Source organism: Vibrio sp. sp1, from assembly GCF_016920955.1.
Lineage (GTDB): Bacteria > Pseudomonadota > Gammaproteobacteria > Enterobacterales > Vibrionaceae > Vibrio > Vibrio alginolyticus.
On record NZ_CP060590.1, the window covers coordinates 1603046 to 1629742 of the forward strand.

Genomic DNA, 26697 nt, shown 5'->3' on the forward strand with positions numbered 1-26697 from the left:
AGGCAGAACACATGATTTCAAACATGACTTTACAAGGTTTAGATAAATTAGATCGAAAAATACTTTCAAGTCTATTGTCGAATGGGCGAGAGTCGATTGCGAATCTATCCCGAAACATTGGTTTGTCTCGAACAGCAGTAGCAGAAAGAATTAATCGTTTAGAAAAGACCGGTATTATCAAAGGCTATACCGCACAGATTCGCGTAGAAAATGAAGGGCGAAAAGCCGCTAGTTATCTACTGATCTCTTGTGAAAAGGGTAAGAAGAATGATGTAACGAATGCACTTAAAGAAATCCCTGAGGTTCGCTTAACGAGCGTTGTTGGTGGCAACTTTGATATTATTGCCCTAATTGAAGCGCCCGACCTGCAGTCTATTCATCATCTTTGTAATGAAATTGAATCATTTAACGGCATTCAAAGGCTTGATACTACCGTTGTACTGCATCAGCCGATCAGTCGTTAAGCTTTTCTGACCTCTTCGAGGAAAACATAAAGGGCCGCTCGTTGAGCGGCTTTCTTATATGCTTCCGATAAGTCGAATTTTGGCGTCTTTATCACCTGGGTTGCCAAGCCAGAACGTTTGACCTAGTTGGTTCCCTTCTCCATTACCCAGTTTGTTTTCTGGAATACTGTCTAGGTTAACTGTCAACTTTAGGTCCCACGACATTGGGTCACGCAGAATAAAGCGCATCAAGCCCACCAGCGTCTTATGTAACTCACCATCGTAGGAAAACTGCTTAAACGTTTCAAAATCAATGTTGTCGATACACAAGTTAAACTTGCCGTTCAAATCCGCAATGCTTTGTCCCAAGTGTAAGCTTTGCCCCAATACACAATTGGAACGATTGAGTTTGTTACGCTGGCTTTCAGCGATTTCTACGCGTCTATAAACCCATTCTTCGATTCGCACATTCGGCAGTGAAAAGTAGTGCGAAACAATACCGGAAATAAGCTTAGGTGAACGTGTACGCGTAGATAACTGGTTCACGTAAGACAGAACTTTCGCTCGATCTAACTCCGCGACTTCACAATCTTGCATAACACTAGAGAGACCAGCCAAATGCAGTATGCGCCCAGAAAACGCATCGCTTGCCCCGCTTTTGTACTGCACGTGATATCGGTATTTCTTCCAAACACGATACAGTAAGCTTGTATAGCGGTTGTGGAAAAAGTCGAAGAAATCCTTCACTGGGTTATCATCGGGATCACGACCGACGAGTTTCTCAGTGTAAGACGCTGGCAGGGGCGAGCTTGAACCATGCAAGCCAAGAAAGTTCGTCTCAATACGTGAATATTGCTGTCCGTTTCTTTCCATATGAGTAATAAAGTCCATATCACTCTTTGGAAAGCACAGGTTTGGCGACACGCTGAACTCAATTCGCTCTTGGTGAAAGTATTTGTTCTCGCCCACGGCAACAAAATTTGAGTTTGGCTCCAGCTGGTAGTGTTTCTCTAACAGCAACACCGCTTGGTAGAAACTAAACTCATTCGACTTATCAGAAAGTGTGTTAATCATAGTATCGTCTGCTGCCCGATTAGGCTTGCCCAGTTGTAAACCTCGCCCGTCGCTTCATCGAACACCTCTAGTTCGGTAAAGGAGTTCACACTCGAATATAAACGGATAAATTCATTCAATACCGTGGCCATAAGGAACATATCGCCTTCATTTACGAAGAACTTAGAGTCCGTCACGAGCTTGAATTGGTTACCACGCACAGATACACCACGAAATACGCGATCGATTGGTTTCATCTCTGAAGAAATAATGCCATCAAGTCGATGAATCGACGCGCGGTGGGCTTGTCTATCGACTCGAGAGTGGAAGTCGTAAGTCGAGAGCAACACTTTCAACACATCGATATTGGCCAAAGACAAGTAGTTGAGCGACATGTTGGCAATCAACTGCCATTGAAGTTCACCATTAACCTGAGGACTTACTGACTGTGTTGGCTTAGTAATGTTTTTAAACGTCGCATACGTTGGCGATTTGTGCGTCGCGTACGTGATGTCCCCTACTGACAGGCGCTCCGCTAAGTCCGCGTTACTGCATTGCAGTTTCATCAATACTGTTTCAGTCCCTAAATCCGCGATGTCGCCATTGTGAGTATGGAATGAGATATAGCGCTCTAACCCTCTTCCGCTTACTCGCTCGCCCACTTTGGATTTGTAGAACTCTCGCTTATCACGCTGGTTGATTTGGTGCTCAAACGATTCAAATTCAATCAGTGGTTTTCGGCGACGCTCGTCTTTACTCCAACTCTCCACTTGCTCAATGGAATAAACCTCGTAATGCTCCTGAGTGTTACTTTGTGGACGCACCTTGTACTCGTTTCGTCGATGCTCTAAACGGATTGGATCGCCGTCTTTTTCAAACAAGTTAACCGCAGGTGTGCAGTGCAACCTTAAGTGTTTATCTTTAAGCACCACCTCTGAAGGCAAAGCACGCTTAAAGTGGAATTTGATTTTGACCGTACTGCGCTGTGGAATGCCTTTTAGCCACTCTAAGCCTTTAATGTCGAAGAACATGAACTTATCTGGCAAAGAGAAGAATTCTTGCAGCAAACGGTAGCCTGCAAAGGAGTTTTTGCTGTAGGGCAACAGCGCCTCGTCCTCTTCATGCCCGACTGGCTTAACGTATTCTGGCCCTAAACGATGTTTGTAGCCGCCACCAACATCCAACTCGAAGTAATCTAGATAACGGAACAGCCATAAGAAGACAGTGCGAGTAATATGAATCTCACCATGCAGGTGCAATCGCAGCGTGTCTAAACCTATCCGAGACAGCTCAAGGCCATGCTCCGTCGATAACGTTACATCAATCATCGAACTGGTGCGGCTGTTAGTTTGTTCAATGTTAGTAATCGTAATTGGGTATAGATTGACGTCATAACAAGTACGGAACAAACACTGCGTGCCTTCTACCTGCTCGCTAGCCATTTCCGCACCACGTTTCACCACGGTTTTCTCAGTAACACTTCCGGTATGCGGTTTTAGTTCGCTAATGCACAAAGACGGGATCGAACGCATGTAATGTGGCCACAGCAAAGTCATCAGAGATTGCGTTAGCTCAGGAAGTTCATCGTCAATCTTTTCGCGGATGCGTCCGGTCAAAAAAGCAAAACCTTCCAGCAATCGTTCGACATCTGGATCAAAAGTTCCTTCAGAGAGAAAGTGAGTTAACTTCGGATGATATTTGGCAAACTCACTACCCGACTCGCGTAAATACGTGAGTTCATCTTGAAAGTATTTACTGTTACTCAAGTGGCACCTACTAAACGTTAAATTGGCCGTCGGTTCCCATGTAGACATCGATCGACATTGGGACTTTACCGCCGTTATGGGAAACTTCGCCGCGAATACCAAAGCCGAGTTGTAATGGATTATGGTGGTCTTCACGGTAATGAACCTCGACATTAAACAGTCGGGGCTCAAAGCGTTCTATGGTTGACGTGATGTTTTTTTGAATATGGCGAACGAGGTTTGTGTTGTTAGAAAGTACGTCGTTAAAATCTGGCAGACCATACTCATTGTCGATCATTGCGTTGCCGGAGTGCGTATTCAACAAGTCAGCGAGATGCGAGTGAATGGATTCAATCAAATGCTTATGAGACACCACTTTCTCGTAGCAGTTTTTTGGTTCTCCTAGCTCGATCCGCTCTAAAAGACGGTAACCTTTTTCCATATGCGATCCTACGAAAAAAGCAGCCAGTCTTCACTGGCTGCTTGATGGTTTCAGTAATGGGTTATTGGTCTAGCTTACCAACTAGAGACAAGTCGAAGCTTGCGCCCATGTACTTGAAGTGAGGACGTACAGACATCGATACTTTGTACCAGCCTGGATCGCCTTCTACGTCTGATACTTCAACCTTCGCAGCACGAAGCGGACGGCGACCACGAACTTCCGCTGGCGGGTTCTCTTGGTCAGAAACGTATTGACGAATCCACTTGTTCAATTCGATTTCTAGGTCAGAACGCTCTTTCCAAGAGCCAATTTGCTCACGCTGTAGCACTTTGATGTAGTGCGCTAAACGGTTGATAATGAACATGTAAGGAAGCTGAGTACCTAGCTTGTAGTTCATCTCGGCTTGTTTGCCTTCCGGCGTATTCGCAAACACTTTCGGCTTTTGAACAGAGTTTGCAGAGAAGAACGCCGCGTTGTCAGAACCTTTACGCATGGTTAGCGCAATGAAGCCTTCTTCTGCTAGCTCATACTCACGACGGTCAGAAACCAGGATCTCGGTTGGGATCTTAGTCTCGATTTGACCCATAGCTTCAAAGTTGTAAACCGGTAGATCTTGTACAGTACCACCGCTTTGAGGACCAATAATGTTCGGACACCAACGGTACTTAGCAAATGATTCACTGATCTTAGACGCCATCGCGTACGCTGAGTTGCCCCATAGGTAGTTATCATGGCTGTCTGTCACTTGCTCATCGTAGTCAAACGCCTTAATTGGGTTATCTTCTACAGAGTAAGGCGTACGTAACATAAAGCGAGACGTACATAGACCTAGGTAACGTGCATCTTCGTGCTCACGCAGACCACGCCATTTCGCGTACTGTGGACCTTCGAATACAGACTTCAGATCTTTTAGGTTTGGCAGCTCTTCATAGCTGTCTAGGCCAAAGAATTTAGCCGATGCCGACGTGATGAATGGTGCGTGAGACATTGCGCCTACGTTCGCCATGTATTCCATCAGTTTGATGTCAGGCGAAGAGGCAGACATAGCGTAATCACAAATGACGGCGCCAACAGGTTTACCACCGAACTGGCCGTATTCACGTGTGTAGATTTGCTTGTACAGGCCAGACTTCACCACCTCTGGAGCGTCTTCGAAGTCATCAAGAACTTCGTCTTTCTTCGCAGAGATCAGTTCAATTTGAATGTTCTCGCGGAAGTCAGTGTGATCAACCAGGTACTTAAGGCCACGCCACGTTGATTCAATCGCTTGAACTTCTTCGTTGTGAAGAATTGCATCAACTTGCTTAGACAATTTTTGGTCGATTTCAGAGATCATCAGATCAACCAGAGATTGGTCGACTTTCTCTGTGTTCGAACTGCTTAGTAGCTCACTGATGAATGCTTCTACGCCGCGTTTTGCAACGTCAAAACCTTCATCACTTGGCTTTAAACGTGTTTCGTTAAGAATGCTATCCAGAAGTGAGCCTGATTCAACTAAGGCTGCTTCTTGTTCTGGCGCTTGTGCTTCTGCAGACATGATATCCCTTACTCTTCTTTCGCGTCTTGGTCGTTGCCAATGCTTAGTTCATCCAACAGTTTCTTTCTCGCTTCTTCATCTTGAAGAACCGATGCGATCTTCTTACGGAACGCAGGCACGTTTCCTAGAGGACCTTTAAGTGCAACCAAGGCTTCGCGAAGCTCAAGTAGGCTGTTTAGTTCAGGTACACTTTTCGCGATCGCTTCAGGTGAGAAGTCCTTCATGTTTTGGAACGTCAGATCAACACCAATCTGGCCGCCTTCTTCATCAGAAAGACGGTTTTCAACGTTGACTTTAACGTTTGGAGACATGCCCTCTAGCACTTCGTTAAAGTTGTCTTTGTCGATGTTAATTGGAGTACGTTCTTCAATTGGTGTCTCATCTGCACGCGCAGTAAAGTCGCCAACTACCATCATGCTTAGCGGCAGCTCTACGTCTTCTTGCGTATCGCCAGTTGCTGGAACATAACGGATATTAATTCGCTCTTTAGGAGCCACCGAGCCGTCACGTGACATAATTCGTTCCTTATCTAACTCTTTAATTAGTCGTAAATTGCTTTCCACTCTTCATACTTCTCAGGTAGAAGATCCTTGCTTCCAAATAACCGATGGAGTGTTTTTCGAATTAGGTCTTCTAACTGTGACGATAAGTGGGGTTCCCAGCTCACGAGATTAAACGCTTTTTGTACTTCCCACCCCTTCTCAAGATACGGCAAACACAACGGGTATAATCCAACAGACTGGTAAGCTGCTATCAATTGTAAATACAGCATGAACTGCCCTCGTCCCGAGCTATCCAGCTCAAGTTTGTGGGCAAGCTCTGCGGCACATTCCCCTAGATTTTCTAGAGTGATATCCTCCATTGGCAGCGAGTCTTCCTGCGAAATCACAACCGTTTGAACAACGGGTTGAGAAGTCGAAGAAGTAGTATCTTGAGTCGATAACCAGCTCAAGGTCGCTTCATCTGCAAATGGTATAGAATTCTTAAATGAGAGGTGCTCGATGCCCTCTAGCGATTCAACAAAACGCGTCACTTCTTGTTTCACAGCAAGCGCTGCATCATCAAAGCCCAAGTTATTAAGCATCGAATACACGAAGTAATGGCCCGTCAGCCAAAACGGCGCATCCGTTAATGTGCGCTCCAAACGCTTAATGGTGTCGATGTCGCTTTCTTGTTCAGCTTTATCTCGGTATTCCGCTTGTTGATCGGACGACACTGCCAAGCTCAAAGGCGTTTGATTATTTTGGTGGTCGGGTAGACCATCAATGTCATCCCAAGTCAGATGACGATAAATCCGGTAAGCCAGCGGATCACTTGGGTTCGCATGAAGCATGACTTCCGCAACCTTCTTCAAGGTGCGCTTAGAAGCCGTAGGCGAAGAGAAGTCCGTATCGACATCGACTTCTTTTGCTACCGCTTTCTTAACTGGCGCAGGTTTAGGGGCCGGCGGAACCGCCTTCACCGGTGCGGTTTGCACTTCATTCTGCGCTGGCGTTTCTTCGGCAGCAGACTGCGTAGCTGGTGCAGGCGCCGCTTGTTCAACGTTAACGACTGCATCATCGCTCTGCTCATCAGCCGCCGCTTGTTGAGATAAAACATTGAGTTGAGTGCGAATCTCAAAGAAATCCGCTTCTGAGTCTTGGTAAACCTCGTCGTACTGGCGCTGCACTTCTTCAATAGTCGAAATGCAGTTTGATACCAAATCCCATGACTGAGCGCTTTCCGCTAACTTGCTGCTGACCAGTTTAAACTGATGGTTCAACCATTCGACCGCGCCATCTCGCCCCCGCTTTCGCGAAGGATACAATTCAACGCCAAAGCGACTTAACGCCTCACTAAGCAGCTTTAGACCTTGTTCAAAGCCTTGCAGACCAAACTCTTCTGTTAGCGCGCGAACGAGGTAACAAATGGCTTTTAAGTCTTTACTGTGGTGCTCTAGAACTTCAGTCGCGTGCGTTTTTACCACGCTCCAATCTACTGTTTCGCCAAACAAGGAACCGAATTTCTTCACTTCGGACTCCATCATTTCGTAGCAAAACTCGTAACGGGCATCGTTTCCCACTGGAGATTCATCAGAAATAGGATTAAGCAGACGATCGATATCAATGTTGGACAAAATTCACGTCTCCTTCAGTCAAGTAATCTCTCAACGCACGCGCTACCGCAATTGCGCCATTTGCTGGCTTAGATAATCGATGGCTCTGCTCAATCGCATCTGACGCCATGCTATCTAGAATTTTCGTGATTTCTGTAAATTTACTTGGTGCATTCCGTTCTAAATCGGCAAGGGATTCATGTAGCTTTTGTTTGTCGTAAACGGATTGCTCCATCACGGTGCTAAACAAAATAAATTCGCTTCTTGCGACGATTAAATCCTTTATTTTTTTGTCTAGTTCTGGCGTATTACCGAAGTAGGCTTTGGCTAATTCGGCTTCTTCAATTGCTTTGGTGTAAAAGTGCGCCTCTGCATGTTTATCGATGGAGTCATTAATATTTTCCATCACAGCCTTTGGTAAGATTTGGTTGTAGAAATAGGCTTGTGACTGGTTTAACAACCATGTCTCTTTCATTTCATTTTCTGCGAGCTTAGCTTCACCATCTAAAATTAAGCGAGCAATCTGCTTATCTCGACTGCCAGCTATGGCAGATACTTTCATGGAATCGATAGACGCGACATTTAAACCAGACATCACTTTAGTCAACGCCTCATCCGCATATGGAAACAGAGCACCGTCACTAACAAGGGTTTCTCGCAAGGTGACAAGCTCCTTACGTAATTCGACTAATGCCATTGGTAAGCCATCCGCTAACGATTGATACGACGTTAACTGAGCCTGTTTTTCTTCATATAAATTCGAGAGGCTTAACTGCTGAGCTTGATATGCTGTTCGATAAGCTACTGTCATATCAATACTCTGAGTAGCTTGAGACAATTCTTCTTTGATTTTCCATGGAGGCTGAGCCAAAAAAGAAGCCGTTTCAGAGGGCGTAATAACGTGAGTTACAGTAGTGACACCTCGGGAAAAAATGGCATCCAATTGATCTTTATTCTGTTGATACAAATAACTTCCTGCTGTTGCCAGCACACTCAACACTAAGCTCGCCTCTAATATTTTAAAGCGACCATACGCCGTTTTATCATTTGGCTTACAGTGTGTAAGCAGCAAGTCCGCGTTACGCAAGCTACTGAAAATTGGTGCGTTAGAATTTGAGCTAATTGATTGCGTATCGATTCGCGCTAACTGTTGAGCAAAAGAAATAGCGGTATAGCCATGCCCTCTTGGTTTGTTGATGACTTCTTTCAGCAATTTCCAAATATGAGCCGGGATCAAAGCCGGACGCTTTCGATCTTTTAACTGCTTATTCCAAGCATCACCAAATATTGATCCTAAAAATAGGTGTCCAGCGAGCAAAGCGAGAGAGTAAACATCATCTTGCGGTTCCGCGATGCCAGTTTCTATATAAAGAGGGGAAGCGTAGCTCAAGCTTGCTTCTGCGTAAGGTTCTGTCTCTCCAATGTAACGAGCAGCGCCGAAATCAATGAGCTTAACGTAATCGCCTTCACTCACTAATACGTTAGATGGTTTAATATCAAGATGGCAGATACCTCTTGTATGCATAAACTCTAGAGCGCCAGCGAGTTGATACACCAACCAAGCGATGTGGTCGTGGCGGAAGCCTTTAGAAGAATGACGCTCCATTTTTTCTGCCAGTGATTCACCTTGGATCCACTCGTACATCAAATATGGGCGTTCGAATTCGTTGCCGATTTTTACAAAGTTAGCCACGCTAGGGTGTTGAGAAAGCTCCAGCCTGCTCGCTTCGTTAATCAACATTTTGCTCGCAAATTCTGGCGAGTCATCATTGATAACTTTGCAACAGATTTGCTTCTCTGGCTGCCCTTTTTTTGCAAGATGGTAAACCGTTGTCTTACCATTTTTAGAAGGAAGCTTGTCTAATACATCAAACTGTGAAAAAAGCACGTACTCAAGCTTCGGCTTATTTTTTTCTGCTAGCCTTTGCTCATTCAGTTTCTTTTTCTCAATAGCTTTAACAACCAACTGATCGATATATCCTTTGGCTGTACTCTGATTATTAGACACTTAGTACTCTTTCATAGAATAAATATTATTAGAGTTGAATAATATTTTCTTGAACGTACTTGTATCAAGGTTGGTATTTAAAACAAACAGTAAGCCTATTATTTTAGTTATTATTACTAACTTATTAGACCTTTTTACTTACGCTTTCACTGCATGAGTTATACGCTTTTTCGTGTTACAAACTTCAACCTAATAATATGAGTATATTTTCATTGCCATTTGATCGATGAGTGCCCACTAACATTGCAGTAATTGGAGAACTCCTTTGTCACCATGAAAGTCGAACATTAACAATGTAGTTGGTTGCTTAAAGTGGTGCTCTCTGACCGCAAAGGCAATTAAAGCGAGAGAAGAACAACTACCCATTGTGCCCCACAACTCATTGATAAGCTGCGGTTGTTCTGGGTTCGTGAATCGTTCTGCTTTCGCCCCCAGAGCAAAGCCGTAATCTTCCGAATGCATGCGCAGGTTCGTCATATCGGAATACACTTCACCAAATGAATCGAGCTTTTTACTCGCACGTTGAACAAGTCGAAACATGCCTCTTCGGTCTGAAGTGTTTAATTCCGTATCAATGTAGCCAAGCTGCGCTTGAGGCTTAAGTTTCAATGTTTCTACGGTGTTTTTTCGACAAAGAATTAAACCCGCCCCACCCTCGCTCGGAATAACGCCCCATGGATTATTGGTACTCATTACCATCGCATCGTCGATGAGTGTTTGCATCGAACTCACCAAGGAATCGACACTGATACACATCATAGCATCATATTTATCCAATGATTTCATGGCCTGGAGAACGAAACTGGGCCCACTGGCATGAACAGCATTCACCACAGAGAGAAATTCAGCATAGTTACTTTCACCAAGCCATTCTTGCACCTTTACTAGTGAAACAGACGCAGGCACAGCTATAAGCAAAGGTATTGGTCTCAATGAACGTGGTAACTGTGCTAACAATGAATCAAGCAAGTGGGTGATTAACTCACACGTTTTCTCAAACTGCTCACTTTCTTTGGTGTATTCGATTTTGGCGTAAGTAAAACGCTCGATACCATCATCCCCTACACATTGGTCGAATCTTCCTAAATCAGCATACGAAACTGCACTAGCAATATCTAAATTCATACCGGTTGGCGTCATCACTTCCATCCCTAGCACGTAACGGCCTGTTGAATTATGCATGCTCGCTTACCTCTTCCAACTTAGTGATCGATGTCGACACCAACAAATGCTCCTTGCCCTGACAAGGAAACGCAGCCGTGTAACTGATTGATATAGTTTTCTTTTCCGCATCAACGAATAAGGTGTACATCGCCATATCAGCTTGATAACTTTGACCTTTAAACGTCGCGATCGCACGGTATTTTTCTTTAGGAATTCGAAATGAAAGCGTGTCATCATGACAAAAACCACTCATCATCAAACGCTCCCCCCCACGAAGAAAGCCTTTGCACTGTTGATCAATAGGCGCGCTTTGGAAGAACCGCTTATCAAAATCGAGTGGCAACATTGGCTTGCGATTCTCAATCCAATCGTCATCGAACGTGCCGGCCAGCTTCTGGCGCGCCTCAAAGAACGGAGGCACTGGCCCGAACCCCGCAACGCGTAGTTTTTTCGCGGCGGCACTCCAGTCCTCTCGGGGATAAAAAATCGAGGGTACTTTCTGTTCAAGCAATTCTTTGTTGGAATCGGCAACACCACCGCCTATTCGGTTACGTAAATCACCGCCTACCGCGCAAGTGTAATCAATGTCTTTTTCAATAAATGGGACTGGGTTGCTCAGCGTTATACTACCAGCATGCTCAACCCATACTCGCTCCCCGTGAATAGCGAGAGTCTTATCGATATGACCATCAATCAGCACACGACACTCTTGGTATGTCACTGGCTTTTTCGCGTAGCTGCGCGCTTTGCCGTAAACAAGTACATCTGTGTTTTCTTTGGTATACGCGAACTCGTGGTCAACTTTCATCGCAGAGAAGCCTTCTTCGCCCAAATATTGGGGATCATCGAAGATTTCACTTTCATCTAATTCGTGCCAAACCACACCATCGAATTGCCATGTGCGTTTGGCGACTACAACCCAGACTTCATCGCCGTTTTCGTCACGTTGAAAACGACCTTTAAGTGATAGCTCAGGGTGCGCCTCAATATCCCATAACTGCATTGCTATTCCTTAAGTTGAATCGTTCGCTCGCAGAAGGTGCGGCCTTTAAATTGTTGAAGTTCCAGTCTTGTTGATGAATCGGCATTGCCATATCCCAAGGCACGTAGGCTCTGGATTGAATACAGAGTTGACGCCATAGCCAATCTCGGAACAGCACATCAACGTTAGCATCTTGCATCGCAGCTAACGTAGACTCGAAGCTCAATGCGTAACCCAAGCGGCTTGGTAGATTTTGGATGTATTTTTCATCTTCCACCCACTCATTGAGCAGATCGACGATCTCTTCCCATTCATACTCGACACCAACATCTTGCGGAGTCAGAGGAAGAAGCTTTCCGTAGACGACATACAAGGCTTGAAGCCAAATTTCACCTTCAGCTTCCTCCAGACTTTCCAAGTGCTCGATGATTTGGGGCACCAGTTTCCAATTACCACCCAGCGCAAAATCAACAGGTGCTAATGAAGAAGAGATATCAAACGCCTCAAACTCTTTTAACTCAAGTAACTTGGCATAAGTGAGCACTTGCGCTGATGGTAATCCATTTGGTTCGATGCCAAAGCACTGACGGAACCAAGTGCCTCTGTCACGTTTGGTAATCAAACGTTCAAATAGATATTGTTCGCTGCCTGCATTGTCATTGAGCCAATCAATCCCCTCTTTCACGTCTTGTAAAGCGAGCAGTGGCAAAGCAACATGAGAGCTAATGATGCTGGCTTTGTGCCAGCGCTTGATGAGAGAAACACTTAATGTTTGACGTACACGTAAGCATTCAAAGTAAAACGCACTGGATGTCGCATTACCCTCAATAAGCTCCGAAAGCGTGCTATCCATAGATTCAACCGGAGATTGTACGGCAATGACCATTGCGGTTTTAGCGTCAATATCTTCGAGTAAACTCAATCCGCACAAAAGGTTATCCAACTCTGAGCCCAACTCGCCCTGTAGCATCAGCCAGCTGTAGATTTCTGGCTCCTGGCCTCTTAACTGATGAATCAACCCCGGTGCTAGCCGATAAAACGACAAGTACACCTGCTTCAGTTCTTCAATTTGGCGTTCGATCAGCTTGAGATACGCCAACTCACTACTTGGATAACCCCTTTTGTGAATTTGAACTCGCTGCCTGATTAAAAAACCGATACTTTCAGAAGCAATGGACAGCTTTTCATTACAGAAATCCAGCCATGTTACTGGCAACTGGGAAAGGTCATTCACAGCGCGATCAGCTTTTGCTAACGCGCCTTCGACTTCTTGATTGGTTATGGGTGCCTTTAGGTGCTCGACACCGATTCTTTGTCGCATCTAGTTATCCGTTATTAGCGTGCCATAACGCGATTGCAATTAGTTAATACAAAGTAATTAGCTAACTCGACGTAAATTAGCTAATGCTAGGTAATTAGTTAATTGCGATCGTTCCGCCTTGAATTTTTTGTGCTTTTTCTGCTTGAGAAGTGACGTACTTCGCTTTAGTGGTAATTCGTCCATCGCGCCCGCTATAGCGAGTTTCTGTCTCACCACTTTTGACTACCAACTCTTGTTCTGTCTCGATAACCATCTTCTTCGCTCGCAATACAAACTCGTCAGAGTCATCCAGAATGGAGAAGAAAATGTCCGTCACAAGAGGCAAGCTTAAGTCGTCGTTCAAAAACTCAACTCGACAACTTAATCGATTATCGATAGCCATTTGCAGTTCAGAACGACGAAAGCCACGTCCCAGTCTCGCAGTGAGTGGCTGCTTAAATGGGTTACCATCAAAATCAACTCGCACACTGCCCGTAGACTCATTGATAGCCACTATTATTCCAAAACGCGAAAAGCAAGCCGTTGATTCGGCTTGCTGCTCTGATATTACTTCTGTTGTAAGAGGTTGTTTTTCCATTGTTAGTTAACCACTACGTTGCCACCTTTCACGACGACTTTGTCACTGCCTTCGATCGTAATAGCCGAGCCTGATAACTTTATTGAACCATCACTGTTCATCACTAAAGAGGAACCACCCGTTTTCAATACAATCTTGTCGCCACTGATAATTTGCGTTGCACCATCAGCTTTATAAGCGGTGTTCCCTTTCACTGATACCGTTAAGTTGCCACCAACCGTCTGGTTATCATCCGCACCAATATCTGAACTCTTAGACGCACCGATAGTAAGGTTACTGTTTTCGCCAATATCTAAGTCATCATTTTTACCGATCTTAGTCGTACGGTTATCACCAATTTCTAAGTCAGAATTGTTTTTCACATACTGGGCTTCGTTCGCGTTGTATGTAACGGTAACGTCTTGCTCGACTGTCTCCGTAAACGTACTGTTTACCTGTGTCGTTTTATGCCCATGAATGGTTTCTTTATGGTCACCATGAACTTCATTCGTTTGGTGACGTGCAACCTTCAAGAATTCATCTTGACCGATATCACGGTAACGGTTGTTGAGCACCTTGGTCGACATGTCTTTTTGAGCGTGAATATAGACTTCTTCTTGGTTCGCTTCGTCTTCAAAACTCAACTCGTTGTAACCTGTTCCTTTGTGCGTTTGCGTGCGGAACGTGGTACGAGTTTTGTTTTCTGGCAAAGAGTACGGTGGGAAATGCAAACCGTTGTAAACTGCGCCCGTAACTAACGGACGATCTGGGTCCCCCTCAAGGAAAGTTACTACGACTTCGTGGCCAATACGCGGCAAATAAACTGCGCCCCATGTTGGCGCCGCCATGGATTGGCTTACACGAATCCAACAGCTTGAATGCTCGTTGTTATCACCGTAGCGATCCCAATGGAACTGTACTTTCACTCGACCAAGCTTGTCGGTGTAAATCTCTTCACCTTCTGGTCCTACAACGACCGCCGTTTGAGGGCCATCCACTACTGGTGCCGCTAGTTTAGGCGCTTTAAACACCACATCACGTGGAATACACGAGAACTGGTTGTAGTAAGTGGTTGGCATACCACTCGCTTCATCTTCATGCACTTGCGGATCTTGACCTGTGTGCATTACGGACAACATGAGGTAATCGCGGTTAATCTCAGAACGCGGGTGGTCACTGACGTTAAAGCTGTAACCAGATGCTAAGCGCATTACGTCACTCGTTGCTTCCACTTGTTGATTATCGACTATGTGTTCCGACATCCACTCCGTGGTTCTCACCTGCCCCATCAGCGGGTCGACGTATCGTCCAGGATAATCAAACTGCTTGAGATCTTGGTCTAGCTCGCCAGCCTGTGTCATCTCTTGTGGAATTTTAGGGTGTTCGTAGTTGTAATCTGTGTACGTAACCTGTCCCGTTCTAACGCGGTTAACTAACTCGAGATCAGAGATATGTTCGCGATCGGCAACACCGCCACCATCGGCATGATAAACAATCGGCCCAATGTAAGAAGCATTTAGTGGCGAGCTTATCAAAGGTGCAATCGCGTCATTACTGTCGACAATGACCATCGTATGATTTGAATCGCTATGGTCAAAGTAATACCACATACCGTGTTCAGCCATCATACGCTGCACGAAGTGCAAGTCAGACTCACGGTATTGCAGAACGTATTCTTTTGGAGGATAAGTACCCGACACTTCAAATCGGTAATCGGTGACTGCTCCATCATCGAGTACTTCTGTGATGATGTCTTGCGCTGACTTTTGCTGGAAAATACGACAATCTTGGCGCTGAGATAAGAACCAAGCTTGAGGAACCAAGACTAATTGATAACGAGAAAAACGACGTCCAGTCCCTAAGTAACGAACTTCATTCACCACGCCGTTGAACACACGCGCAGCCCCAACACCTTGTCCGTAAAGTGTCAATGTTCCTGCTTTACGTATTAACTCATCGAACGAGATATCTGGATCAAGTGAAAGTAATGAGAGATTGATGTGGAAAGGCTTAGATAACTCTTCATGAACATGAAAGCTCTCAACCCGAAATTCATGCCCACATCCAGGCACTTCAAATTTAAATTCTACGTCATTCACCATATCTTTTACCTGATACAAATAATCGAATTAGGGCCAACAATCGTTGGCCCTGAATCTTTACGCGACGAGCAATTAAGCTTCGCGTGGAGCACGCCAGTCGTCGTTACCCGCAGTACCACAGTTTTCGTGAGTTACTTCGATCGCACGGTAAGTGAACTTAAGCACTTCTTCTGTCACGCGGTCAGCTGTTGCTGCGTCTTGACAGTGGTTCATACGAGTTTGGATATCGACAAGTAGCGCATCAATCAATTTGATTGAGTAGTAGTGCTCTTGTTTACCTTGAACTGAAGTACGGTAGAAGCGGATCACACACTCAGGAAGTTTTTCGCCAGATACTAGTGCGTTGAATAGTAGTGGAGATGAGCGATCTTGAACTTTAGTTACAACAAGTGGACGGTGTACACGTTGACCAGTTGGCTGACCACTTTGTGGATCACGTGGAACAGTTAGCACGTGATCAAGTTCTTGTACTAGGAACTCATCAACGTGAGCTTCTTGCCATGTGTTACCTACTGAATCTGCAGAGTAAGTATCTTTAGTAATATGGCCTTGAGTCTCACCTTGGATAGACATATATGCTGGAGTTGGCATCGCTATTTCCTTTTCTAAAATCTGTTTTGTTTAAATCACCAAATCGCTTATCACCGCGACTAGTTGGTATAATCAAAGTCCGTGCCAACCTTAAAAATCAAACAAAAACAACAACTTAAGTAACACCAGGCATTGTTCACTAATATATTGAGTACAATTTATTGGATAAAAAACCAAAAAGTTGGATTAAGATAATAATAAATTGTTCTAACTTTAAAAAGTGAAAATAACCATATAAAACCGTGTAAATAAAGTCATTAAAACTAATAAATCCGACACTTTTACTATCAATTAATTTAGAATAACAACGCCATTAAAATAACCACAAACATTAATGTCACAATAATCATTAAAAATAACCAACAAACGATAGTCAAAATATCTTGATAAAAAAAGAACGCAATTACTTTTAGTATAATAGCCGCTACCTCTTTTCCTCTAAAGAATAAAATGGCTATGATAAATATAAACCTTTCTTCATTAATTCAGCGTCTACACCCGATTGCAAAAGTAGCATTAGAAGACGCCGCTGCACTTGCAGTCTCTGAAAAAGCAAACGAAGTTCAAATTGAGCATTATTTACTGAGTCTATTAGAAAGGCCAAATAGTGATTTTGACGTCTTATTAAGTCATTTTGATTGTTCTGAGAACTTATTAAGACAATCGGTTCGATCCACACTCGACACCAACGCCAAAGGAAATGGCAGCAAACCTGTTTTTTCTGCTTTATTAATCGAATGGTTGCAAGAAAGCTGGCTGGTTTCTTCTTTAGATCTATCCGAAACACAAATCCGCTCTGGCGCCCTACTCCTTACTCTTGTTAGCAACCCTCTCCGTTACGGCCAACATGGTTACGCCTCTATCCTTGAGGCGGTAAATCCTGACAGCCTTAAGCGTAACTTTGCAGAACTAACAAGCCACTCTATTGAGGCGCAAGTTGCTAATTCAGAGAAAACACAAGCTCGTGAGGATGGTTCAGCACTGAGTAAGTTCACGACAGACTTCACTGGTAAAGCACGCAAAGGCGAAATCGATCCTGTTTTCTGCCGTGACCAAGAAATCCGCCAAATCGTGGACATTCTTGCTCGTCGCCGTAAAAACAACCCTATTGCTGTTGGTGAACCGGGCGTTGGTAAAACCGCAGTAGTAGAAGGCTTGGCACTTAAGATTGTACAAGGTGACGTACCAGACAACCTCAAAGGTGTTGAGCTTTACGGCCTGGACATGGGTCTTCTGCAAGCTGGTGCAAGCGTAAAAGGCGAATTCGAAAAACGCCTAAACGCAGTATTGGATGAAGTGAAAAACTCGCCAACCCCTATCATTCTTTTCATCGATGAAGCACACACCCTTGTTGGCGGTGGTAACCAAGCGGGCGGCAGCGACGCGGCAAACTTGCTAAAACCAGCCCTAGCGCGTGGTGAAGTGAAAACCATCGCTGCGACAACATGGTCGGAATACAAGAAGTACTTCGAGAAAGATCCTGCTCTTGCGCGTCGTTTCCAATTGGTGAAACTCGACGAACCGTCTCCTGAGCAAGCAGCATTGATCATTCGTGGTCTGCGCCCAGCATACGAGAAGTCACATAACGTTTACGTGCGTGACGATGCTATCACTGCTGCGGCAGCACTTTCTGCTCGTTACATCTCTGGCCGTCAACTGCCAGACAAAGCGATCGATGTACTAGATACGGCGTGTGCACGAGTGAACATCAGCCTTAATGCCATTCCTGCTTCTGTTGAGACTCTGCAGCAAGAACTTGCAGCTCAACAGCGCGAGCTTGAAGCACTTGAGCGTGATGCTCTGCAGCAAACTGGCGACAAGCACAGCCTTGCTAACATTCCAGACCTAAAACTGGCAATGGAAACAACGAAAGAAGAGCTAGCAGAACAAGAAGCGCAATGGCACAAAGAAAAAGAGCAGATCCAAGAGATGATTGCTCTACGCTCTCGCTTACATGAACTGGTCTTTGGCGAAACAAACGAAGAAGAGCTTGTTGCAGACGAAGATTCAGAACAAGAGCAAGACGTTTCTCCATATGCAGAAATGGATGAAGAAGCCGTTCGCATTGCAATTTCGGGCTGCCAAGAACAGCTAGATGTAATCCGCAATGGCAACCCACTGGTTCACTTTGAAGTGGGCCCAGATGAAGTCAGCCATGTGATCTCGGACTGGACTGGTATTCCAATGGGTAAGATGCTTCAAGACGAAGCAGAAACCACGCTAAAACTGAAAGAAAGCCTAACACAAAGCATCAAAGGCCAAGAATACGCTATCGATGCACTGTCTGAAGGCATTCAAACCGCAAAAGCAGGCTTAGGCAACCCAGACGCACCAACAGGCGTATTCCTGCTGGTTGGCCCAAGTGGCGTGGGTAAAACCGAAACTGCTCGTGCAATTGCTGATCAAATGTTTGGTGGTGAGCGCTTTATGACGACCATTAACATGTCTGAGTTCCAAGAGAAGCACACGGTATCTCGCCTAATTGGTTCACCTCCGGGTTACGTAGGTTACGGCGAAGGCGGCATGCTGACAGAAGCGGTTCGTCAACGTCCATATTCTGTTGTTCTTCTTGATGAAGTGGAAAAAGCCGACCCTGAAGTGTTGAACCTGTTCTACCAAGTGTTCGACAAAGGCACGCTGAACGACGGCGAAGGCCGCACAATCGACTTCAAGAACACGCTGATCATCATGACCAGTAACCTTGCGACGCATGAGATCGAATCTTTGGTTCATCAATCCAAAGACATCGATGCAAACATCATCGCAGAAGCTATTCGCCCTACTTTGAACCAACACTTCAAGCCGGCGCTGTTGGCACGTATGTCAGTACTACCATTTGTTCCGCTGTCTGATGAAGCAATGACAGAAATTATTCACCACAAGCTGAACAAAGTTTCTCAGCGTCTACAGAGCCATCACAAGTTGTCCCTGAGCTACGAAGAAAGCTTGGTTGAGTTCGTACTAGGTAACTGCCGCCTTGCTGAAACGGGCGCGCGTAACATCGACGCAGTCATCAACCGTCAGTTGCTGCCGCAACTATCGACTCAGCTATTAGTGCATAACAAGGATGATTCACATACGCAAATCGAAGTGTCTGTCGATGAGCAAGGAACACTAAACTATGCGTTCAGCTAACCATAGCGAACTTAGTAACGCCCTACTTGCGATCAGTCAGTCTTTGGCTGATCGCAGCCAGCTTACCCAAACCTTGGATGCCGTGTTGACCGCTGCGAGACAAATGACCCTCGCAAAGCACGGCATCATTTATGTTTTGGACCAGACTGGGCAGGCGTTGATTCCAAGTACCGCTCACCATAACGATAAAACTATCGTTTCCCACCCTTGGGAAGCATTACAGTTAGACTCAGCCAGTGAGAACGATCCATTCAACTTTGCCATTCGTAATGGTGAAGTGGTGTTGATTAACGAGTTGTATAAGTACAACGGCTATGACTGCGAAAGCATCTATCAAACTGAGCAGACACTGGGATTAAAAAGCGAGAACTTATTGGCTTGGCCTTTGATTGATAGCGAAAGCAAAACCATTGGACTGTTAGTCTTACTCGATTTAAGTGTTATCGACAATGAAGCTGCATTGACTGAGTTTTGTCGTATGGCCGCGAGTAATATTCGCCAAGCTGTGTGGTTAGAGCAATACGGGCAAGTGATTAAAAATCTCAATGCAGACAATCACGCCCTAATGCGTGAGAACACTCAACTCAAAAAGCGTACCCAAAAAACCTATCAGGGTCCTATTGCAGAGAGCGAAGAAATGCTCAATGTCTTGAATCGTCTTGATAAGGTGCTATCTCTTCCTGTCGACGTTCTGTTGCGTGGTGAAACGGGCGCTGGTAAAGAAGTGATCGCGAAATACATTCACGAAAACTCTAATCGTTCAGAACAACCTTTGATCGTACAGAACTGTGCCGCAATCCCAGAGCAGTTATTAGAGTCAGAACTCTTTGGCCATAAGAAAGGCTCATTCACTGGCGCGGACAAAGACAAAGTCGGTTTGTTTGAAGCAGCCAACGGCGGCACACTATTTTTGGATGAGATTGGTGATATGCCAATGCTACTGCAGGCTAAATTGCTGCGTGTGCTACAAGAACGTAAAGTTCGCCCAATCGGCACCAGCAAAGAGATTGATGTGGACGTGCGCGTAATCGCCGCAACCCACTGTAATCTTATGCAGCAAATCAAAGATGGCGGATTCCGTGCCGATTTGTTCTATCGTTTGAATGTCTTCCCGATTACATTGCCACCTTTAAGAGCACGCAAGTCGGACATCCTCCCTCTCGCAGAGCACTTCGTGCAACACACCACCAACACGCTAGGTTTGCCGCAAGCGCCAGGGTTAAGTGCCAACGTACGTAAACAGCTGCTTGCCTACCAATACCCAGGGAACGTGCGTGAGCTTAAGAACATCATTGAGCGCTCGGTGCTACTGTCCGATTTTGAAACCATTACTCACATTGAGTTTGGCGAACAAATCCCAGAAGATGTACCAAGTATCGACATGAAAGCAGCTTCACCTACCCCAGAGCAACCTGCTTACGAGCAGCAAGCACAAGCGGATTTAGAAGACGTTTCAAAGAGCCTTAAAGACGTCGTTAGCCAATACGAGCGTACAGTGATCATCGATTGCTTAAATGCCTGCAATTGGCACACCAAGAAGGCCGCTGAGCAATTGGCGCTGCCAATGAGCACACTCAACCACAAGATGAAGAAATACGACATTTCTGCAGCGGGTTGATGGGGCTTAAAAAGAAAATTCTAAATTCAGTATGAAGTCATAAGAAAAGAAAAACCGCCCGAAGGCGGTTTTTTTGTATGTTACTTTGCCTGTAAAAGAGCGATTTCCGGAGCATTGAGCGAAGACGCTTGTTTCGTTATCCAATTCTCAACATATCCTTTCTGCTCGTTCTGTACCCCTAGGTTTTTCCAGTGTAAGTGATTCGCCTCACTTGTCGCATTTTCCTTTTCAACCGTTTCTATCCATGGCTTACCCGTCATGAAGTCTTTCACCGCAGGAACTTGAAGCTCAAACTTCGGTAGTTCATAACCTTCACTTACATCCATTTGTTCAAATGAAGCCAGCTCAAGTTTGATAGGTTTTAGATCATTACCATCTAAAACATCACCAAAAGGTCTTAAACCATTAACTAGTTTGCCTGTAGGCGACACATAAGAGTACTCAAAGCGAATGATATAAAGGTACTTTTTCTCGCTTGAAGTTAATAAACGGGAGAAATTCGCGTCATTCTGATCAATAAATTGAACGGCGCTTTGCTCCAGACCTGTACGCTTAGTCGCGCCGCTATCGTCAAGCTCTAGATCAAAAACGGTTCTTGTTTCTATTCCATTATACCCAGTATTTGACTTCTCGGTAACAAGACGAGAATGAATGTTGACCACTCCAGCATAATGCATCACGTCATGTTTAACTGGACCATCTTTGATCTGCAGTTTCACCCCACATTCAATGGCATTGAGTAACATTGTATCGTAATCGTCACTCGCACGATCATCCCCTAACACCGCAAAACAAAGTGAGAACCGTTGCTCTTTCGACCAATCAAACTTGTTGCTTATCAGTTTATTCGCATTGCCTTCACCCCAAGCAAGGTCACCGTCAATTTCAACACCAGGCAAAATAATAAGGTTGCCATCGATCACCTTCGGTGTAGTGTCTCGGGATGATGCAGACTCACTCATGACAAACTCTTCGATTAAAAAGTCAGTGTCTGTGAGTTTCGTCTTTTCCAATGTTCGACCGTTAAAGTTTTTCGCTTCTTGTGCAGGGCTTTGACCATCGATACCAAAGTTAACTTCAGTAATATCTAGAGTGTAATTTTTATATGTACCCAAGCCCTCTAACTTACCCGCTAGCAAATCATGTCCTCCTAGTGAGAAGACATATCTCATCTGCTCAAAAGCACCAGTGTCTCGAACATATTCAAACACGCTTTGACCTGTAAAGAAGGCTTTCACCTCATCTATGACTTTAACATTTGGACATAACGGCTTGATGCCATGGATTAAAAACTCACCAAATTCATATGTTGGTTCAAATTCAAGACCATGCAATTCCTCAACACGCTTACTCTTAAAGTGTTCTTTAATCGCTTCATCAGGGTCTTCGAATTGAGAAGCATCCATTTTTGTAAACAACACATCAAAGGTTGGCCCATGAGAGTCCAAACCAACAACAGCGGCGCGATAAGCGACCTCCTGTAAAAACAGTGCCTTAGATGAGACATTGTCTTTTAAAACCACCTGTAGTTTCACGCGAGTTTGTGGGCGTAGCTTTCGTCCATTCTGCGCAAATGCCCACTCTACATATGGCGTCCATTTAGCACCGTCTTGAACCAGCAAGCGGCTGAACTCTATATCATCATGCCCAAGTTCTACTGTAGCTAAGTTGAAGTCGTGACAAAATGCCTTTAGGCCTTCTCGGATAGAAGCTCTTTCTTGCAAGGACTCATCTGATTTTCGGTCCAAGAATAGACGTGTTTGTACAGGGAATCCCGTATTAAATGCCCCCCCTATTTTTTCACCGTAACTCCATTGTAACGAGCTATTGGCATCTGATTTAGAGAACAAACCAGATTTTTTAAAGCGGTTTACCCAGTTCAGGGCCAGTGTATTACCATCATTGACTGGAATTTCCCAGTTATCACTCATGACATACAGCTGAATAAACTCGTCAACTCGATAATCCTCAATGAAATCATCAAAGTCCCCCGTCAGGCTCCACTTAGCGCGGAGAAGCGTTAGTAACTCAATCAATGAATTCAAAGCATAAGAGCGCAACAAAAAGCGCTTCAACAATTCATCATGATTCGCCTGTTTTTTGAGAAAGTCAGCTAAGCCAACAGCATCAATGACCTGAGGTTGAAGGTCTTGACTTATCCCTTTGTACAGAGAGATAAGCTCTTTGTTGATGCTACTGAGTGTCTTTAGCATGCTTTTGTTGTTGTACTGAGCTTTGATCTCCTTAAACGTCGCATCACCAAAAAGGTCGCCATAGAAATCAGTTGCAGCGCCCAAAAGATCTGCACCCACTTTACCGGCAAAATAATAGGCAGCCACTGGTGCGGCAGGCGTCCAGATTGCGACACTTGCCATTGCATCAACGGCAGCAATAATCAACTTATCTTGAGCTTCCTTTGCCGCAAGCTGATGCCCTTCCCAAATTTGATGCGCGCGATTTAATGCCATCGTTCCCGAGCGGCTCGGTGGTAGGGAAACCGCAAAGTCAGGGATGATCAACCTAACCTCTACACGTCGGTTCACAGCGATATCAGCAGTATCTGATCGGTCGTTAACGTCGGCATAACCTTCGATATCATCAATCAGTTGTGACTTACCCTTAAATTCAATCCACAACCTTGATTCTAGATTCGCTCGTTCTTTTTCGCTTGCTTTGGCAAGGATGGCCTCTTTAACGACATCCGCACGCAATCTGGAAATTTTTAAGTTATTTTCATGCGTTCCTATTGGCCCTGCATGGCCAATAATGGCAACTTGGTAATCAGGGTTTTTGGATAAAAGCTGGCATAATTTTTTACATACTTCTATATAGTCGATATGCAGTACTTGAACTTCGTTCTCAAACTCAGCAGAGTTAAACTTGAAGTTCATTCGAACAACGACCCCTTGACCATCAACAAAGATCTGAGCATTCCCTTCTTTACCAAGCGCTTCCTGCACCGCTTCTGCCTTTTTTTGCCAATGTTCTGGATTATCAAAGCGACGAACAAACGTTAAAGAAGAAAGATAGTTTTCAGAGTATTTGCTTAAAGTTTCTTGCGCTTCTTTCGCATTTTTAATTTGTTCAGAGAACGCCGAATATTGCTCTAACGCTTCCTTGCCACTTGCGATAACTCCAATTGCTGGTAGCGCGCGATTTGTTCCGCTCAAAAAATCACTGCTTAAACGTCCAACGCCACGCATGATTTTTGACTCTGGGCCTGCCGCTTTAAAAGCACGTTTGATATAAGGAATATCGATTACATGCTTTCTAAACACTAACGCTTGTGCTTGTTTCAGCGTTAGCTCTTTACGCGCAAAAACCTTTGCAAGGCTGACGCTCTTTTTAACACCACTGGTGGCGGCAAGTGCCGAATGTAACGCGATACCACTCATCAGAAATGGAGGTAAAGCCCCTGATTCACTGTTTTCCCATAGCGCCTGCCCGATGGTTTTCGCCATATCCGCAGGTGGGCCAAAAAGCTTAGCACCGTCAATGGAGAGAAAATCACTGCTCAACGATTCGTAGGTTTTGTTGATCGCAGCATGCAAAGATAACGGTGCGACGCCCGGCTTTTGCTTAGTTTGATAGGTTAACCCCTTTGTCGCGTAGTCTGAATAAGATGGCAACTGATTAGGAAATTGTTGGATGAGCGCTTCCTCTAAGGTGATCATGTCACCACACACGCACGCCATTTTGCCAATGCCCGCTGTCTCGATAAACGTCAGCTTTTCATGCAGCTCATAAGTATATACATTCTGCTCCACATCAGTTTTAGGGTGTTTCATAAACTGCTTTGTGGCATTGGCCTTCAACACACTTTCAGGTAACTTTTTACGTGTTTCATCGAGTGCTTTCCATTCAGTTTCCCAAAATTGGATGCGCAACAAATAAAAACCATCTTCAACTTGGCTAGGGTCAAGGTTAAACAATGCACTTGGTAAAACGTTTTTTTCACCAACTTCAATTGCCCATCTTGCAACGTTGGTATCGACTACCTTCACATTAATCACTTCTTCTGCGGCGCTCTCTAAATCGCCCGCTTTGAGCTGCTTAACCGGTCTAACTAGCGAAACTTCCGCGCCACGATAAAGATTATCAGTGAACAACACTGCACAACTGTGCGTTCTTGGCACAACAAAACCTTTCAGGGGTTTGTTTCTTTTTTTCTGACGCTCTAACCAATCATTGTAACTTTGTTGTTCTGGCGAAAGGTCACCACCAGCATAGGCAGGAGCAAGTTGGTTTACTGCAATTTCAGTAAGTTGGAACTTCACACCCGTTTGGTTTGTTTTGTTGGTCCCATCATCAATGTACTGGGCAAAATGCTTAATGTTTTCTGCAAGACTTACTAGATTTTTTGCGCCCCCAGTACTTTCTGGATCATTCAGCGGCGCAATCATCTGCGCCAACAAACGCAATGGTGGAAAGCTTAATTCATAGCTTTTCCCTTTGCAGATCCCTTCCGGTCGGTTGCCCAACTTGAGTACTTCGTAATTGTTGACATCACTCGGTACAGAACTTTCAGAGTCGACCTTTTCTCCCGATAAAGGTTGCTTACCCATTGCTTGTGGTGGCTCGCCTAAACCTAACTCGACCAATTTTCCCTCTCTGGTGGTGCCCCACAGTGCGGGTTCACCTCCCGACAAGGCATTGACCATCACTGGAGTCAAAGGTATGGGACGAATCTTACCCTCTAGCTCATTTACTTGAGTGAGATCTGGCTGGGAATGCCAGTCCGGCCACACTTCCACACCATCATCGTTCTTTACGGCACTAAAGAAAGCTCCAAACAGATAGACTTCATTATCAAACGTAAAAGCCATTAGTTCGCCTCCTTAAACCAATTTCCTTGATTTGCGGAGAGGTTATACACAATTGCAGGATCTAACGTGCGCCCATAACCCAATGGAGACCAGCTCCACGCTTGTTTAGTATGGTTTTTCTGCACCGACATCAGCATCGCGTTGTAATTTGTTAGCGAAAAACGATTATTTAAACCGATGGCATATTGCATTGCCCCATCACGCTTAATCTGTTTACCTTTCGCTAGGTCGACGACAAACACATTGTGATAGTTGCGATTAGCCGCCCAGACAATGTCCCCTTCTGGACTTATGGCTTTATAATCCGCTTTTGATTTATTCGTCGCTAAGTCCTTATCCCAAAAAACTGCTTTTGCTTTTTGATTTGTATTTGCATCGTAAATAAGCGCAGCAAAATCATTTACCTGATATCTTTTCCCGTCCTTTATGAAGCCAGTATCACTGATGTAAAGATCGGTCTTTTCCGCCTCACCTTTAGCAATATCCCACTTATAAACCACACGACCAACCTTACCAGTGCGGTAATAAACGTAGCTGCTATCTTCCGCCCATAAAAATCCGGAAGGGCCTTCAATATCATGTGGCAGCTTAATCAGCTTCTGGTTTTTGATATCAAAAAGGTAGTTAGTCAAACCAAAACCGACTGCAACGTAACGATTGTTTGGCGAGCGACTGGTTTTATCAACAGTTATGTCACCATCGCCAAGCCATGGCAAATCGGTCACCAAACGTAAATCGGTGCCATCAGTCTTCATACTCCAAATTTTGGTTCGTCCTTCGTATTCATTATACATAGGGTCTGGCTCATAGCCTGAGTCGTTTGATAAGTTGGCCCAAGTAAACTGAACGCGTGGCAAATCGTAAGAGCTCGCGTCATTTAAGTCTTCCCTTGGCCATTCTTTGGCGCGATGGATAAAGTAACGAGGAAAGTCACGTTGTTGGTATGTCGCAGAGTCAGATTTAAAGATCTCACTTGGCTCCATGGTGTAATAGTTGTGTTCACCAATGTAAGTGCGGCCGTCATCTTTACAACCCGCTATCGATAAAGCAGCAAGCAACAGTAATAGTATTTTCTTCAT

At 44.8% G+C, this 26697-nt stretch carries 18 protein-coding genes; 3 read left to right on the forward strand and 15 right to left on the reverse strand.

Annotated elements, in window-relative coordinates; translation table 11 throughout:
* Window positions 1-11 precede the first annotated feature (11 nt).
* Window positions 12-464, forward strand: coding sequence for an Lrp/AsnC family transcriptional regulator (locus tag H9L11_RS22525; RefSeq protein ID WP_005373369.1), 453 nt, complete (start codon window positions 12-14; stop codon window positions 462-464).
* A 54-nt stretch (window positions 465-518) separates the two neighbouring features.
* Here the strand turns inward: H9L11_RS22525 and tssG are convergent, their stop codons facing one another.
* The 13 genes from tssG to H9L11_RS22590 form a co-directional block, all read right to left on the reverse strand.
* Entirely contained in the window at window positions 519-1517 is a 999-nt protein-coding gene (gene tssG / locus H9L11_RS22530) for a type VI secretion system baseplate subunit TssG (protein WP_005373373.1), read from the reverse strand.
* Window positions 1514-3262, reverse strand: coding sequence for a type VI secretion system baseplate subunit TssF (tssF, locus tag H9L11_RS22535; RefSeq protein ID WP_033906410.1), 1749 nt, complete (start codon window positions 3260-3262; stop codon window positions 1514-1516). Before tssF ends, tssG begins: the two co-directional genes overlap by 4 nt.
* 10 nt (window positions 3263-3272) lie before the next feature.
* Entirely contained in the window at window positions 3273-3683 is a 411-nt protein-coding gene (tssE, locus tag H9L11_RS22540; protein ID WP_033906409.1) for a type VI secretion system baseplate subunit TssE, read from the reverse strand.
* A 61-nt stretch (window positions 3684-3744) separates the two neighbouring features.
* Complete coding sequence (tssC, locus tag H9L11_RS22545; RefSeq protein WP_005373378.1) at window positions 3745-5220, reverse strand: type VI secretion system contractile sheath large subunit; 1476 nt, start codon at window positions 5218-5220, stop codon at window positions 3745-3747.
* An 8-nt stretch (window positions 5221-5228) separates the two neighbouring features.
* Entirely contained in the window at window positions 5229-5735 is a 507-nt protein-coding gene (gene tssB / locus H9L11_RS22550) for a type VI secretion system contractile sheath small subunit (protein WP_005373381.1), read from the reverse strand.
* A 26-nt stretch (window positions 5736-5761) separates the two neighbouring features.
* Window positions 5762-7336 carry a type VI secretion system protein TssA gene (gene tssA, locus H9L11_RS22555; protein ID WP_205391217.1) on the reverse strand — a complete coding sequence of 525 codons (1575 nt, stop codon included), beginning with the start codon at window positions 7334-7336 and terminating at the stop codon, window positions 5762-5764.
* Complete coding sequence (locus H9L11_RS22560) at window positions 7323-9323, reverse strand: protein kinase (protein ID WP_033906407.1); 2001 nt, start codon at window positions 9321-9323, stop codon at window positions 7323-7325. Before H9L11_RS22560 ends, tssA begins: the two co-directional genes overlap by 14 nt.
* 237 nt (window positions 9324-9560) lie before the next feature.
* On the reverse strand, window positions 9561-10505 hold the full coding sequence (locus tag H9L11_RS22565) for a hypothetical protein (protein WP_033906406.1): 945 nt from the start codon (window positions 10503-10505) through the stop codon (window positions 9561-9563).
* Window positions 10498-11490, reverse strand: a complete 993-nt coding sequence (locus tag H9L11_RS22570; protein WP_205391218.1) for a DUF2169 domain-containing protein — start codon at window positions 11488-11490, stop codon at window positions 10498-10500. The genes H9L11_RS22565 and H9L11_RS22570 overlap by 8 nt, the downstream gene beginning before the upstream one ends.
* Window positions 11471-12790 carry a hypothetical protein gene (locus H9L11_RS22575; protein ID WP_064376246.1) on the reverse strand — a complete coding sequence of 440 codons (1320 nt, stop codon included), beginning with the start codon at window positions 12788-12790 and terminating at the stop codon, window positions 11471-11473. The genes H9L11_RS22570 and H9L11_RS22575 overlap by 20 nt, the downstream gene beginning before the upstream one ends.
* 94 nt (window positions 12791-12884) lie before the next feature.
* Window positions 12885-13367: a hypothetical protein gene (locus tag H9L11_RS22580; RefSeq protein ID WP_064376245.1), complete on the reverse strand. Its 483-nt coding sequence runs from the start codon at window positions 13365-13367 to the stop codon at window positions 12885-12887.
* Window positions 13368-13369: 2 nt separating this feature from the next.
* A complete protein-coding gene (gene tssI, locus H9L11_RS22585) occupies window positions 13370-15448 on the reverse strand; it encodes a type VI secretion system tip protein VgrG (protein WP_005373412.1) in 2079 nt (692 codons plus the stop codon).
* A gap of 72 nt (window positions 15449-15520) precedes the next feature.
* A complete protein-coding gene (locus H9L11_RS22590) occupies window positions 15521-16039 on the reverse strand; it encodes an Hcp family type VI secretion system effector (RefSeq protein ID WP_005373415.1) in 519 nt (172 codons plus the stop codon).
* Window positions 16040-16495: 456 nt separating this feature from the next.
* On the opposite strand from H9L11_RS22590, the gene tssH reads away from it, so the two are divergent.
* Both tssH and H9L11_RS22600 read left to right on the forward strand, forming a co-directional pair.
* Entirely contained in the window at window positions 16496-19174 is a 2679-nt protein-coding gene (gene tssH, locus H9L11_RS22595) for a type VI secretion system ATPase TssH (protein WP_064376250.1), read from the forward strand.
* The gene (locus H9L11_RS22600) at window positions 19161-20792 is read left to right on the forward strand and encodes a sigma-54-dependent Fis family transcriptional regulator (protein ID WP_170890167.1); all 1632 of its coding nucleotides are present in this window, start codon (window positions 19161-19163) and stop codon (window positions 20790-20792) included. The genes tssH and H9L11_RS22600 overlap by 14 nt, the downstream gene beginning before the upstream one ends.
* A gap of 80 nt (window positions 20793-20872) precedes the next feature.
* Here H9L11_RS22600 and H9L11_RS22605 read toward each other — a convergent pair whose 3' ends face one another.
* Entirely contained in the window at window positions 20873-25618 is a 4746-nt protein-coding gene (locus H9L11_RS22605; RefSeq protein ID WP_064376244.1) for an OmpA family protein, read from the reverse strand.
* Window positions 25618-26697 carry a hypothetical protein gene (locus tag H9L11_RS22610; protein ID WP_033906402.1) on the reverse strand — a complete coding sequence of 360 codons (1080 nt, stop codon included), beginning with the start codon at window positions 26695-26697 and terminating at the stop codon, window positions 25618-25620. Before H9L11_RS22610 ends, H9L11_RS22605 begins: the two co-directional genes overlap by 1 nt.

What these genes read in the sequence shown, in the direction of transcription:
- H9L11_RS22525 (WP_005373369.1), top strand. Translation starts at nt 12, where the DNA reads ATGATTTCAAACATGACTTTACAAGGTTTAGATAAATTAGATCGAAAA.
- tssG (WP_005373373.1), bottom strand. Translation starts at nt 1,517, where the DNA reads ATGATTAACACACTTTCTGATAAGTCGAATGAGTTTAGTTTCTACCAA.
- tssE (WP_033906409.1), bottom strand. Translation starts at nt 3,683, where the DNA reads ATGGAAAAAGGTTACCGTCTTTTAGAGCGGATCGAGCTAGGAGAACCA.
- tssC (WP_005373378.1), bottom strand. Translation starts at nt 5,220, where the DNA reads ATGTCTGCAGAAGCACAAGCGCCAGAACAAGAAGCAGCCTTAGTTGAA.
- tssB (WP_005373381.1), bottom strand. Translation starts at nt 5,735, where the DNA reads ATGTCACGTGACGGCTCGGTGGCTCCTAAAGAGCGAATTAATATCCGT.
- H9L11_RS22565 (WP_033906406.1), bottom strand. Translation starts at nt 10,505, where the DNA reads ATGCATAATTCAACAGGCCGTTACGTGCTAGGGATGGAAGTGATGACG.
- H9L11_RS22570 (WP_205391218.1), bottom strand. Translation starts at nt 11,490, where the DNA reads ATGCAGTTATGGGATATTGAGGCGCACCCTGAGCTATCACTTAAAGGT.
- H9L11_RS22575 (WP_064376246.1), bottom strand. Translation starts at nt 12,790, where the DNA reads ATGCGACAAAGAATCGGTGTCGAGCACCTAAAGGCACCCATAACCAAT.
- H9L11_RS22580 (WP_064376245.1), bottom strand. Translation starts at nt 13,367, where the DNA reads ATGGAAAAACAACCTCTTACAACAGAAGTAATATCAGAGCAGCAAGCC.
- tssI (WP_005373412.1), bottom strand. Translation starts at nt 15,448, where the DNA reads ATGGTGAATGACGTAGAATTTAAATTTGAAGTGCCTGGATGTGGGCAT.
- H9L11_RS22590 (WP_005373415.1), bottom strand. Translation starts at nt 16,039, where the DNA reads ATGCCAACTCCAGCATATATGTCTATCCAAGGTGAGACTCAAGGCCAT.
- tssH (WP_064376250.1), top strand. Translation starts at nt 16,496, where the DNA reads ATGATAAATATAAACCTTTCTTCATTAATTCAGCGTCTACACCCGATT.
- H9L11_RS22600 (WP_170890167.1), top strand. Translation starts at nt 19,161, where the DNA reads ATGCGTTCAGCTAACCATAGCGAACTTAGTAACGCCCTACTTGCGATC.
- H9L11_RS22605 (WP_064376244.1), bottom strand. Translation starts at nt 25,618, where the DNA reads ATGGCTTTTACGTTTGATAATGAAGTCTATCTGTTTGGAGCTTTCTTT.
- H9L11_RS22610 (WP_033906402.1), bottom strand. Translation starts at nt 26,697, where the DNA reads ATGAAGAAAATACTATTACTGTTGCTTGCTGCTTTATCGATAGCGGGT.